We start from the raw sequence: 12,779 nt of genomic DNA, 5'->3' as shown, positions 1-12,779 counted from the left end.
AATATTATGCACCCTTAAAAAGAGGTAATAAAAAAATCCTAGGCTATACATCCTAGGACGGAACTTCTTAATTAGAAGGCTTCAACGGTAGACAGATTTCAACCTGTGTTCCCTTATTTAACTCGCTTTGTATATCTATGCTTCCTTTATGCTCTTTAATTAGATTAAAAATAATCATTAGCCCTAAGCCAGTACCCTTTTCTTTCGTACTATAGAATGGTTCACCAATTCTCTTGAGGCGCTCAGGAGGGATTCCACACCCCTGGTCCTTAATTAAGATTTGAACATGATCTTCATTTTTCTTAATGGTAAATGTAATTTGGCCACCCGAAGGCATCGATTCCATTGCATTCTTTATCACATTTAAAAAAACCTGCTTAATCTGGTTCCCATCACAATAAATGTCTGGGAGATCTTCCTCGATTTCCATAATAATATCGATATTACTCATCTTGGCCTGTGTTTCTACGAGAGGAATAAACCCGCTAAGGATGGATTCAATTGATATATAACTGTAGCTCTTTGCTTGTGGCTTAGCAAGGATAAGAAATTCATTCGTTATTAATTCAATCCGCTCTATTTCACGGCGCATAATTTCAAAGTAATCCTGGTCCGTACTTTGCTCCTGCATAAACTGTAAAAAGCCCTTAACAGAAGTAAGTGGATTTCTAATTTCATGAGCAATTCCCGCTGCAAGCTGTCCGATTGCAGAGATTCGATCAGACTTCCGCAAAAATTCCTCTGCCCTTTTTAACTCAGAAACATCCTTGGCAATCCCGTAAATCCCTACAATTTCTCCATTTACGATAATGGGGATATTCGTTACATGGAAAATTACAGGATGGTTATTTTTATGGTTTAGTCCCGTTTCATAGGTTTGCGGAATGCCTTGAATTGACTTTTGAAAACTTTTCTTTGTATGACAAAAATGTTGATCCTCTATATATTCAGTATACCTCTTACCAATAATTTGTTCTGGCGTGTACCCAAGTAATCTTTGGACAGATGGGTTGATATTCGTCAAGACTCCATTTAAGTCAAGACTATACACTAAATCCGGATTAAAATAAAAAAGTGATTGGTAACGCTGTTTATTTTCTTCAAGCTCCTGTTCTATTTGCTTTTGTTTCGTAATGTCGCGGATAATCGCCGAGAATCCGTTAATAACTCCATATTTATCTTTAAGTGGGGCGTGTGTCACACTGACTGGAATTAAGCTCCCATCCTCCCTCTTACGATACGTCTCAAAGCCTTTTACCTCAACACCTGAATAAACCATATCGACTAATCCCCAAAACTCTTCTTCATAACCCTCGGGGATGCTCTGAACTTTTTTCCCAATTAACTCTTCTTCTGGGCTTCCAAACATGTCTACATAGGCTTTGTTGACAAAGGTAAGGTTTCCCTCATAATCCATAGTCGCAATCGCATCAACCGTATTATGAACAAAAGATTCAAGCAATTCTTGCATTTCCCTTAAATCATCATGCGTTTTCTTTAGTTCGGTTATATCACTACATGAAACGATAACTTCTACAACTTGGCCGTCTTCATAAATGGGCTGGAGTGTTGCTACATAATCGATGCCATTCACATTAGCCTCATAGCTACTATGTTTTCCCTCCCATGCTTGTTGGTAATGAAAAACCTTTCGATTTGCTTCGGACACAGGTAAGATATCATATAATGATTTTCCAACAAAGTCATGTAGAGGCATGCCCAAGCGTTCAAATAATTGACCGGCTCCGTAGGTATGAATGAATTGGCCATCCGTTTTTATAAATTTAAAAATCATCCCTTGATGATTATTTAAGATATGGTCGATTTCTTTATGGCTAACACGTAGCTCCTCTTCAAGCTGTTTTTCATAAGTTATGTCCCGTGAGATAACGTATATTCCCGCCACCTTACCTTTTACTACCATTGGCAGGAAGGTTAGATTGACAGTAAGCTCATTTCCATTCTTGTGGTAAACTTGGCATTCAATATGCTGAACGGTTCCCTGGTCTCTCGCCTTTTTAAAATATAATTCAACCTCCGCGTTATTGTCAGAAATGATGCATGGAAGAAAGTTTCTACCTAGTAATTCCTCCTGCTTATACCCAAATACAGATTCATTCTTGTTGTTGAACCCAGAAAAGTCACCTTCTAACGAAAGAATCTGGATGGGTTCTGGAAAATGATCAAAGAGTGACTTAAAGCGCTGTTCACTTTCGATAAGCTGTTTCTCCAGTCTTACCCGTTTATCCCTTTCAATCGCAAACCCTGCCAAGTTCGCACAGGTTTTCAATATTTCAAGCTCGAATGCAGTTGGTTCACAAATTTTTGTATGGTAAATAGCGAAACTACCCAGGATTTCATCACTACTCTTAATGGGGATTGACCAACAAGCTTGTATATCATACCGAATGGCAACTTCAGCAAGGTCCCCCCACAAAGAGTCCCTCACTATATCTGGGGTAATAACGGGTTCATTTCGATAAACCGCTGTCCCACATGATCCAGCCATCGGTCCAACTTTTAAAGGGTGAATCGCCTTAATAAATCCCTCGGGAACGTTAGGCGCTGCTCCAACGGTAAGGGTATTCTCTTTCGAAAGAAGCAGAATTGAACAGTACATTTTCCGTTGAAAATATTCTTCAAGTGATGTGGATAAGTTCTCCAGAATGTTTGCTAATGAATCCCCTGCGGTAATTTTATCTATAAAAAATGACTGCAACTCTAAAATCGACTTCATTTCATCTTTTGATACGGTATCTGTCGGCACACCGTCATACGCTGTCTCATTAAAGATTCCCATAGTACCTCTCTCCAGGAAGATTTTCATCTATAAGTTTATTAATTTTATTTAAATACATAGACTTATTTTAATGTTATTAAAATATTATACCATTTTCTCAGGAGATTCTGATTAGAATTATAGAACGTATAATGGTAAAACCTACCTTAATTAGGCATAATTTTGGTTCTTAATATGAATAAAACTAGACTTAAAATAAGTCTAGTTACAGTGGTCTATACATCCTTCAAGCACCAATTTTTGAATGCCATCTTGAATCTCTATAATTGTCATACTAGTCCCATGAATAAAGGGCGGGTCCCATATTTTTTCCACACCAGCATTTCGGCATAGGCTATATAAAGACTTAATGACTACTCCATGGGTGATTACAAGTACATCACCAGTTGGGGTCTTTCTCTCCAGTTCATTAAAAAAGTCCTTAATTCTTTTTGTTACGTCCAAGAAGTTTTCTCCGTGGATATTTTCAAACCGCTGTGGCTCGTTCCAATAAAAATGAAACTGCTCCGGAAACTGTGTTTTTATCTCTTCTTCTGTTTTTCCTTGCCAGGCTCCTAAATCGATTTCATATAATCTTTCATCTGTTTCAATTGGAGTTGACCGCGTACCTTTGACACGTTTTGCTGTTTCCATGGTCCGTTTACTGGGGGAGCTGAATATCCGAGTAAAGTTGATCCCCTTTAAACGCTCCCCTAATAAATCGGCATCTCTCTTCCCTTTTTCGGTTAGCTTTGAATCCAACCGTCCTTGGGTTCGTTTCTCTGCATTCCACTCTGTCTCACCGTGACGAACTACGTAAACCTTAAGCATGAGAGGTCCCCCTTCCTACAACTTTATGAAATAGACTGCCAGCTATCCCTTCAATCTTGTCATGTTTATCCATAGGATAAACAGCGATAAAACACGTCGATGGTCCCGATGATTTCATAAGGTCCATGTTCGAGTTTATATCAGACTCGGAAAATTTCAGATTGCTAAACAATTGATTAAGTTCGAACAGGATTCCTTTTGAACCTACAGGCAATGTGCTCACGTTCGCTAGAGAGTTGATCTCATTAAACATCGATAATGGGACAACTTCCGCCCCCTTTTCAATCACCTCATGGCCCACTAGCGGTGAGCCAATGACGGCTATTTCTAATTGAGGTGAATAACTAAGTCGTTTGTCTAGCTTGCTTATTTTCTTTTTTCCAAGGATTGTTACACCTATCGCAGACTGCTTTAAGCTAAAATTACTTTCCGTGCTACCTGTGATTTCCACTTCGGTTAGTCCCAGCTCTTCTAGGCCTTCTTCAATTCCGGACCTCAGATGTTCCCATGCAAATTCCCCACAAAAGTTTTGTAGCGTTACAGCAAATGGTTCCCCTCCAGCTGAGATACACTCCATTGCCGCCACCCGAAACGAGAAATAAGCAACCGTTTCGTATGGGACCTTGACTTGGTCGTCTACTTTCATCCCGATTGCGCCACTGTTGTCACTAGCGATGACAAGTTCTTCTTCCTGATTAAACGGAATAAACAAAACATCCCTCATAAGTTAACCTTACCTTCCGAAAGCCTCGGACCAAGAATACTTATTAACCTAGGAATTGCCACCAAAGCAATAGCCATGTTTAATACGGAACCTACAAAAAGACTTGGTAGTAACGCTAAGTAAAAGGCTTCTCCCATTAAAAACATAAAGGGAAGCGGGGCAACAAAGGTGTTACCTAATACAAAAAAAATCGCTGCAACCCAACTTCTCCCTGATCTGTAAAAAAACGAAAAGATAAAAGCGAGCAAGGCCATTTCAATGGCAACCAGTCCATGAAGTCCACCAAGAGGGAACCCTCCCATCAAAGCGGAGAGCAAATGTCCCATACCAGCCACGACAGCGCCGGCAGGACCACCCAACAGTGCAGCGGCAAGGAGAGCGGGAAACGAGTCGAAAGCCACGCTCCCAATAATGGCTGGAACCTTGATTGTTGCTCCGACCACCGTTAGCGCGATAAGAACGGAAGTCAGAGTGATTTTTTTACTCACTTTATTTTTCCTCCTTACGCTTTCCATCACGAAAAACCTTCGCACTACGGACATACTCTACATCCTTCTGATTCAACCTAAAATTAATCACCCTTGCTAAGGCAAAGAAATAATCAGATAAACGATTTAAGTACTTGAGCGCTGTATCAGGAACTTCACTATCTGTCTTACTTAATGTAACAACTAATCTCTCGGCTCTTCGCGTGACTGTTCTTGCAATATGAATGGATGCAGCTGCTGGAGCACCGCCAGGTAAAATAAACCGTTCAAGTTCAGGGGCTTCAACAATCAATTCATCAATCCGTTTTTCAAGATAGTCAATTGATTCTGTTGTCAGTTTTAGTTCACGCTTACTCGATACATTGGCCAAATCCCCACCGCAATCAAAAAGCTCATGTTGAATTTTTTCAAGGTCTGCTAACACATCTTGAAAAATATCCGAGTTCAGTTGTGTCACAGCCTGGCCAACAAAGCAATTCACTTCATCCACTGTTCCATAGGCCTCAACACGAACATCATCCTTATCGACTCGGCCCCCAATCAAGCTCGTTTTTCCTTTATCCCCTGTTCTTGTATATAATTTCATTCCATTCTCCCCTTTTCCTAAAATTTGTGATGCTATTTTTGCCTATCCAATTTGTTGATTGATCCCGTACCATACCAAATCGACACGCTGTGATGCAGATACCGTATCTTGGTAAATCCATCCCGTTACATCCCGCCATTTCCGTTGTTTGGCATCAATTGGAACAATCCCTTTGGAAAGGTCATTTCCAATTAAAACAACCTTACACAAGGGGTGTTGCTGTTCCCACTCTAACCATTGACTTAAAAGATCCTGCCATTTTTCACGGATTTCATGAACCTCTAATATTTCCACCCATACCTTTATCCACATCTCAATTCCCTCTAAAACAATCAGGCTTAGGCCACCGGTCCCAGTTTTCTCTAAGTTTTCGGGAACAGCCTTTCGTTGATAGGCAGAAATCCACTCATAAGGTGTATCGTTTAATTGATAATATTCCTTCACCCATTTGGATTTGCCATTAAAGGCACCTCCTGTAACGAAATGCAACGCTCTCCCCTCCTCCATCGGTCTTTGTTCCATATAAGTTCAAATCCATTTCCATGGGGAACCTTCCAATCGTGAAACTCCTTCTCTTCTGGAGCAAATTGCGACAATAAATATTTAATTACTCCCCCATGGGTAATGATTGTGGCTCTAATCTGATTATTCTCTTCCAAGGCGTTCTTTACCTTCTCCCAACCATCATTTACTCGTTGAGCAAATTCCTGAAATGATTCACCCTCAGGTGGCCTTACGGAATAAAAATCGTTCAGCCATTGTTCATAGAGAACATCCTGAACTAACTCTGAATAGGTCTTCCCTTCCCATTCCCCAAAATGCAGTTCACGCAATTCTGTTATTATTTCTGGTGTTTTACGTGGAAATAGGATGGCAGCGGTCGTCAAGCATCTACCTAAATCACTTGAAAAAACCATTTCATCTCTAAGTTGCAATTTAGATAACCTCTCCTTTTCTTCGAAGAGAAGCGGAGAATCATTCCAGCCTAAATAGGCTTGACGTTTATTTTCCTCGGTTAACCCATGGCGAAATAATGTAATAACCACAATGTCATCCATAAAAGCTGTTCTGTCCCTTCCACACTGGCTCCAAGTACATCCCCTGTCATACCTCCGAACCAGCTGATTGTTTTCTTCTTTAAATAGATAATAAGTAGAAATGCGGCTAGTATCATAGCACAGATTCCAAACAAGGCCCCATCACCAATGAATCCGATAGTAGCAGCAATAAATATAACCAAATAAATGGGGTAAACAAGCAACGTCCTATCGGTTGCTGCATCTTTAAAAAGCGTCCCCAGTCCTTCCTTTTTCACTGAAGGTAACGTTAATAAAAGAATCCCCATGACCATTTTGCTTAAAATAGGAATGAATGCTACTAATATATAAGTTAACGGCTCATGCATTAAAACAATTTCATATATAAAAAAGAACCTCGTACTTAGCAAGACAATGACCGACAAGACCGCAAAGGCACCAGACCTTGGATCAGACATTATTTCTAATCGTTTTTCTTGATCACGGTACGAGAAAAAGGCATCGCTAGCATCCATCCAACCATCAAGGTGAATGCCACCCGTGAAAATAATTCCGGCTAACCAAAGTACAATTGCCACGGTTAAACTAGAAAACATTGTCCATTCGGTCAGGGCAAAGAGAATACCTGCATAAATCCCCCCCTGCACCAACCCAAGCAAAGGAAAGGTTTTAATCGCCTTCTCCAAATGCTCACGGTCCATAGGTAGCGTAAAAGATACTGGAATGCTTGTAAAAAACTGAAAATTAATTAACAAACCCTTAAGCCATTTCATGATGAGTTTCTCCAACTATATATAATCTCTTTTAACTTACTCCAATCCAAATGGTTACATAAATGTGCAGCAAGTTCATCATATTTTTGCTCTTTGAGCTTGCTGAGCATTAATATTTCTCGCTCCTTAATCCCTTTTGCATTCCGTAAACCAGTTAGCCAATGGTGTCTCCAGTCATCATTATGAAACAAATGATGCAGATACGTACCAATGATTCGACCATCTTTGCCGTAATAACCTTCGTCCTGTCCATCATTTAATTGTAAAAAAGGGGAGTCTCCCTCTGCTACTTTAGTAACCCCTAAGTGAATTTCATAGCCATGGACAGGCAGATTATTTCCTGTCCTAGGATGTAGCTTACCCGCTACACTGACGGTTTTTTTCGTTTTTAAAAAGGTCGTATCTGCAGGAATCAATCCAATCCCAGATTCTTCAGTAAAAGCTGCACCCGTGTCGGAGCCAGTCATATCTAGTAACTGATTCCCTAGCATCTGATAGCCCCCACAAAGACCAACAATATATCCGCCTTCATCAGCAAAATTCTTTAGCCACTCATCGAAGCCTGCTTTTTTAAAAAAATGCAAGTCGCGAATCGTACTTTTTGTTCCAGGTAAGATCACAGCATCCGGATTTCCTATGTCTTGTAGCGCACTTACCCAACGCACCGAAACATCTGGTTCATAATAAAAAGGCTCGATGTCGCTGTAATTCGATATATAAGGAGGTTTAAGAACGACCAGGTCAATCCCTTTTTTATAGGTAGAAGCAGGGAGTGATAACGAATCCTCACCATCAATCATATGGTTTTCTAAAAAAGGAAGGACTCCGAGTACCGGAATACCTGTTTTCTGCTCCAACCAACCAATTCCGTCTTCAAATAACGTTATGTCGCCGCGAAACTTATTAATGATGATTCCCTGAACTCTGCTTCTCTCCTCTGCGGCTAATAGTTCTAACGTGCCGACAATACTAGCAAACACGCCCCCTCTATCAATATCAGCAACTAAAAGTACTGGAACATCAGCCAACTCCGCGACCTTCATGTTGACCAATTCTCTATCCTTTAAATTGATTTCAACTGGACTTCCTGCCCCCTCCATGATGACGACTTCAAAAGTTTCTTTTAGCTTTCCGAGGGCGCCGGAAATAGTTAAAAGACCCTTGTTATAGAAAGAATCCCGGTATCCACGCCCTGACATTGTCTCAACTGCTTTACCCATCATCACGATTTCGGACTGCTGATTGGACCTAGGCTTTAAGAGGATTGGATTCATCCAAACAGTCGCCGGTGTTTTCGCCGCTTCCGCTTGAATCCCTTGTGCCCTGCCAATCTCTTTTCCGTCATAAGTTACGTAGGAGTTATTAGACATATTTTGGGACTTGAACGGGGTAACCCGAACCCCTTCATTCGCAAATGCCCGACAAATCGCTGTCACAATTAAGCTTTTACCAACGTCAGAAGATGTCCCTTGTATCATAATACCTTTTATTTCACTCTCCCCCTTTCATTAAAAGAGGAATCCCGGACTCAACAAGATAGGCCGTTCTTGCCCTTGCTACCACATTTTGATGAAGCTTTCCCAGTATTTTTTTATATGTATAAATGAGCTCTTGACCCCCGCCGCTTGTATCATAGAAAACCTCATTGCTAACAACAATCAAAGCACGGCATGAATTCGTAATTTTTTCAATGGCTTCGAGAATCTCTGCCATTATCTGCTCTTGAAATCGGATGTTTTTCCACAGATTTTCCTCTTTAAAAAATTCATTGTTTAATAAGGTCGTTAAACAATCTAATAGCACAACATCATCTTCACCAAACACATCTGAAAGCTCTGTTAGCCTAATAGGCTGTTCCCATGTTTTCCAATTTAAACCACTAAGTTGACGATCTGTTTGATGTCGAAAGATCCTAGTTTTCATTTCTTCATCACTCGCCTGCCCTGCAGCGATGTAATGTAGCTGATAAGGAGAATCACTGGTTCCATGTTCTCGAGTTAATTCTGATAAATCAACCGCAAGCTTTTCCGCAAACTGACTTTTCCCACTCCGAACGCCACCGCTTATAAAGATGAGGGATGATTGTTCCGCCACTCTACAATCGCCTCCATCAATCGGTCATTTTCGACCGGAGATTTAATCGCAAACCGAAGCCATTTACCCTCAAGGCCAGGGAAATTCATTGTATGTCTAGGAATAATTCCGTTATCAAGTAGAAATCGAAATAAGGGGAACTGGTTATCGAGAGCAGGATCCTTTAGCAAATAAAAATTTGTCTCAGACGGTGAGACATTGAATTGTAAATCGTGGTAGAAAGCAAAAAGTCGCTTTCTTTCCTGTATGATAAGATTTATTGTTTCCATTCTATAAAGTTCACTTTCTAGGCACCATTCCCCTGCTTTCAGCGCAATCGCATTCATACTCCATTGCGGCTGAAATTCCGCAATCCTCTCAATCACTCTTACATCTGCTAGCAAATAGCCAAGTCTCAAACCAGGCATAGCAAACATTTTCGTCATCGAACGGATAATAAGTAAGTTAGGAAACTCTTTTATGTATTCAACCAAAGATTCATAATAATAAATAAAATCGTAAAACGCCTCGTCAATTATAAGGAGACAATCATTTTCTCTACAGGCGAAAAGTAATTCCATCAAAACTGGTTTGGAATAATAAACCCCTGTTGGATTGCTAGGATTACAAAAAAATACTGCATCCGTGTCCCTCAGCTTTTTGTTTAAACTATCTAAATCTAGTTCCCAGCTTCCTGGTGTTAACTGGTGATAATTTACAATGGCCCCATTCACCCGACAGGCTTGCTCGTATTCAGAAAAGGCGGGCTGCACAATCATTGCTCGTTTCCCAGTAAGAAGCCGGCCAATAAGTGAAATCATTTCGGCACCACCATTCCCAATAAGGACCTGGTTTTCATCCAACCCTTCCGTTTTTGCAATCCTTTTTTTTAGCTCGATTCCATTTGGATCAGGATAATCACTAATGGTGCTCAACATAGAATTCCAATTTTCTTTGATTAGTGGTGGAGGTCCAAGCGGGTTAATGTTGGCACTGAAATCAACCTTATTATCTGGAATCTCTTTGTTTAATGCTTCAAATAAATAATGCGGATTTGATCCATGTTCGGGCCAATTCAATCAATACCCCTCCTGTCCATATTAATAGTAAATAGAATGGTAAAGTTTTTGTCACAATTTGGTTGGTTTTTAAAATATGATTCTTTTCTAATGGGACTAGCGGATCGCCCATCATTGCTCGATTAGAAATGACTCCTTTGTAATAGTTAATCCCCCCAAGCTGGACCCCAAGAATCGCGGCAACCGCTGCTTCTCCCCAACCACTATTGGGACTAGGATGCTTTTTCGCATCCCGCCATACTATTTTTCTAGCCCTCGTGCGGGATATAAACTCTGGTCGATTGGTTATTAGCATACTTATGGATGTCAGGCGGCTAGGAATCCAGTTCACGATATCATCAAACCTTGCTGACGCCCAGCCAAAATCACGAAATCTTTCATTCTTATAGCCCACCATCGAATCGCATGTATTGATTACTCGGTACATCATTGCAAAGGGAGCCCCACCTATTAGCGCCCAAAACAAAGGAGCGGTAATTCCGTCACTCGTATTTTCAGCAACCGTTTCAACAGCACCCCTTGTGATTTCCTCTTCCACTAAATGTTGTGTATCTCGACCAACAATGTAAGAAAGCTTCATGCGTGCCTCCTCAAGGTCGTTTCTTTCCAGTGGCCAATAGATGGTTAACGCCGCTTCTTTCAAACCTTTTTGTGCAATGGTTGTCGCAATTAAAATCGCTTCAATACCTATCCCAACCAAAGGATGTATATAATAAGAACCAACCACGAGTAGGAACGACGTACCTCCTACTACAACTAAAACCGTTAGCACCATCATGAGGCCTTTTTCTTTTTGATACAATCCTTTATTCCATCTATTCTCTAATTTACCAATCAAGGAACCAAACCATTTTACAGGATGAGGCCAATTTGGCGGATCCCCCACTACAAGATCAATTAAAACGGCACAAGTAAGAGCAATCAAATGATATAGAATCATATCTTCACCCTTTTTCGGCTTTTCTTAATGGCTTCAATCGTACAGTCATAAACGCCTTTGCCTATCAACTTACCTAGAGGAGTAATTGTACCAGCAAACTCAAGGTGACGCCCCCTTTGCGTAGCCGCAATCGAAATGCTGTCCGTTGAAGTACCAGTAGCAATTGAGCCTGTAACCTTATCTCTTACTTCAAGCTCATGTAGAGCTTTTGCTTTTGCTTCAGTAGCAGTCATAATACTTTGGATAAAAGCTTCCTCGGTCAAATGACCGTTAACAAACACCCACGTATTGATTGTCCCAGGGGACAACTGAAAGGCATGTTCGATACTTCTTGAAGCATCGATGGCATTGCCAACCCCTGCCGTTACGACAATTAAAACGGAAAAGTCTACCTCACATAATAACTGATAGTATGCATCCTCTATCATGACCGCTGTCATCATTCCGACCGTTTCTCCCGGTTCGAAACCCTTTTGTTTTAAAAATGCAACCATTTCACCACGATAATCATCACAATGATAATTCTTGTCGACATGACGGTTGATAAACACTTTATGCCAACCAGTCCCAGAGCCAACTACCCCGGATGACATCGTCCGAAGAGGAATTGGGGACTTTAGAGTGAGGTACTCTCCTGAAGCTTGTAAGAACGATTCATCGATTGAGACCTCGTCATTTTGATTATCTGTTATTTCAGGTAACAACACCATTTGTGGAGCAGGTACTTTTGGATGTGGGTGCTTTTGTATATTCGTTTTATAAACCGTTCGAATCCTTTCTTCACGAAGCACTTCATTTGGGAGGTCGTCCAGGTTAATTTTCCCGTTTTCCATTAGAAGCAGACGATCACAATATAACCCCGCCAAGTTTAAATCATGAAAAATCGAAATCACCGTCAAGTTGCGTGCATTTGTCCATCCTTTTAATCGGTCAAGTAAATCCTTTTGAAACGAAAGGTCAAGATGATTCGTTGGTTCATCCAACAATAAAATCTCCGGTTCTTGAGCAAGAGCCTGCGCAAGAAAAACGCGTTGCCTCTCCCCACCTGAAAGCTGTTGAATGTCCTGATTTTCAAACTGGGCAACTCCCGTTTGTTCCATTACCTGCCGAACGATTTGTTCATCCATTTCTGACCATGTTTGAAACCAACCTTGTTGATGCGCATATCTTCCAAGGGACACCGTTTCTTTGACGGTATAAGAAAAGGCCTGACTAGAATGTTGTGGAAGGACAGCAATAATTTTCGCTAGTTCCCTTGCACTATACTGTTTTAGTGGTTTATCTTTTAAAAGAATATTTCCATCAGAGAAAGGGAGCACCCCGCTTAACATTTTTAACAAGGTGGTTTTCCCGCTCCCATTCGGCCCCAGAATCCCAAATAATTCTCCTTTTTCGACTTCGAAAGAGATATTTTTTAGGATAGCCTCTCCAGTATAACCGCCTGTTAGTTGTTGAATTTTAAGCATCCT

The 12,779-nt window shown here is 40.8% G+C and carries 13 protein-coding genes; all 13 read right to left on the bottom strand.

From position 1 onward, the window contains the following. Positions 1–67: 67 nt before the first annotated feature. Positions 68–2,800, bottom strand: coding sequence for a PAS domain S-box protein (locus LG336_RS12165; RefSeq protein ID WP_404332768.1), 2,733 nt, complete (start codon positions 2,798–2,800; stop codon positions 68–70). A 201-nt stretch (positions 2,801–3,001) separates the two neighbouring features. Further along, positions 3,002–3,610, bottom strand: a complete 609-nt coding sequence (locus tag LG336_RS12160; RefSeq protein WP_404332767.1) for a histidine phosphatase family protein — start codon at positions 3,608–3,610, stop codon at positions 3,002–3,004. Next, the gene (locus LG336_RS12155; protein WP_404332766.1) at positions 3,603–4,334 is read right to left on the bottom strand and encodes an ATP-binding protein; all 732 of its coding nucleotides are present in this window, start codon (positions 4,332–4,334) and stop codon (positions 3,603–3,605) included. The genes LG336_RS12160 and LG336_RS12155 overlap by 8 nt, the downstream gene beginning before the upstream one ends. Further along, positions 4,331–4,822 carry an ECF transporter S component gene (locus LG336_RS12150; RefSeq protein WP_404332765.1) on the bottom strand — a complete coding sequence of 164 codons (492 nt, stop codon included), beginning with the start codon at positions 4,820–4,822 and terminating at the stop codon, positions 4,331–4,333. Before LG336_RS12150 ends, LG336_RS12155 begins: the two co-directional genes overlap by 4 nt. A gap of 1 nt (position 4,823) precedes the next feature. After that, positions 4,824–5,408 (bottom strand): cob(I)yrinic acid a,c-diamide adenosyltransferase, encoded by a 585-nt coding sequence (locus LG336_RS12145; protein ID WP_404332764.1) that lies wholly within the window; start codon positions 5,406–5,408, stop codon positions 4,824–4,826. A gap of 42 nt (positions 5,409–5,450) precedes the next feature. Further along, complete coding sequence (locus LG336_RS12140) at positions 5,451–5,897, bottom strand: bifunctional adenosylcobinamide kinase/adenosylcobinamide-phosphate guanylyltransferase (RefSeq protein ID WP_404332763.1); 447 nt, start codon at positions 5,895–5,897, stop codon at positions 5,451–5,453. Continuing rightward, complete coding sequence (locus tag LG336_RS12135) at positions 5,849–6,454, bottom strand: histidine phosphatase family protein (protein ID WP_404332762.1); 606 nt, start codon at positions 6,452–6,454, stop codon at positions 5,849–5,851. The genes LG336_RS12140 and LG336_RS12135 overlap by 49 nt, the downstream gene beginning before the upstream one ends. Continuing rightward, on the bottom strand, positions 6,424–7,218 hold the full coding sequence (gene cobS, locus LG336_RS12130) for an adenosylcobinamide-GDP ribazoletransferase (protein ID WP_404332761.1): 795 nt from the start codon (positions 7,216–7,218) through the stop codon (positions 6,424–6,426). The genes LG336_RS12135 and cobS overlap by 31 nt, the downstream gene beginning before the upstream one ends. Next, positions 7,215–8,708 carry a cobyric acid synthase gene (locus LG336_RS12125; protein WP_404333144.1) on the bottom strand — a complete coding sequence of 498 codons (1,494 nt, stop codon included), beginning with the start codon at positions 8,706–8,708 and terminating at the stop codon, positions 7,215–7,217. Before LG336_RS12125 ends, cobS begins: the two co-directional genes overlap by 4 nt. Before the next feature lies 1 nt (position 8,709). Continuing rightward, positions 8,710–9,312: a bifunctional adenosylcobinamide kinase/adenosylcobinamide-phosphate guanylyltransferase gene (locus LG336_RS12120; RefSeq protein WP_404332760.1), complete on the bottom strand. Its 603-nt coding sequence runs from the start codon at positions 9,310–9,312 to the stop codon at positions 8,710–8,712. Beyond that, the gene (cobD, locus tag LG336_RS12115; RefSeq protein ID WP_404332759.1) at positions 9,282–10,370 is read right to left on the bottom strand and encodes a threonine-phosphate decarboxylase CobD; all 1,089 of its coding nucleotides are present in this window, start codon (positions 10,368–10,370) and stop codon (positions 9,282–9,284) included. Before cobD ends, LG336_RS12120 begins: the two co-directional genes overlap by 31 nt. Beyond that, entirely contained in the window at positions 10,327–11,310 is a 984-nt protein-coding gene (cbiB, locus tag LG336_RS12110) for an adenosylcobinamide-phosphate synthase CbiB (protein ID WP_404332758.1), read from the bottom strand. The genes cobD and cbiB overlap by 44 nt, the downstream gene beginning before the upstream one ends. Next, positions 11,307–12,776: an adenosylcobinamide amidohydrolase gene (locus LG336_RS12105; protein WP_404332757.1), complete on the bottom strand. Its 1,470-nt coding sequence runs from the start codon at positions 12,774–12,776 to the stop codon at positions 11,307–11,309. Before LG336_RS12105 ends, cbiB begins: the two co-directional genes overlap by 4 nt. Between the last annotated feature and the right edge of the window lie 3 nt (positions 12,777–12,779).

It is taken from the genome of Mesobacillus maritimus (assembly GCF_044803185.1).
Lineage (GTDB): Bacteria > Bacillota > Bacilli > Bacillales > Cytobacillaceae > Mesobacillus_B > Mesobacillus_B maritimus_B.
Note: the sequence above shows the minus strand (reverse complement) of the source record. Positions and strands in the feature narration are given on the sequence as shown.

Bases quoted from the DNA above. Each gene is read 5' to 3' on its own strand.
- LG336_RS12155 (WP_404332766.1), bottom strand. From the start codon at position 4,334: ATGAGGGATGTTTTGTTTATTCCGTTTAATCAGGAAGAAGAACTTGTC.
- cbiB (WP_404332758.1), bottom strand. From the start codon at position 11,310: ATGATTCTATATCATTTGATTGCTCTTACTTGTGCCGTTTTAATTGAT.
- cobS (WP_404332761.1), bottom strand. From the start codon at position 7,218: ATGAAATGGCTTAAGGGTTTGTTAATTAATTTTCAGTTTTTTACAAGC.
- LG336_RS12160 (WP_404332767.1), bottom strand. From the start codon at position 3,610: ATGCTTAAGGTTTACGTAGTTCGTCACGGTGAGACAGAGTGGAATGCA.
- LG336_RS12165 (WP_404332768.1), bottom strand. From the start codon at position 2,800: ATGGGAATCTTTAATGAGACAGCGTATGACGGTGTGCCGACAGATACC.
- LG336_RS12145 (WP_404332764.1), bottom strand. From the start codon at position 5,408: ATGAAATTATATACAAGAACAGGGGATAAAGGAAAAACGAGCTTGATT.
- LG336_RS12105 (WP_404332757.1), bottom strand. From the start codon at position 12,776: ATGCTTAAAATTCAACAACTAACAGGCGGTTATACTGGAGAGGCTATC.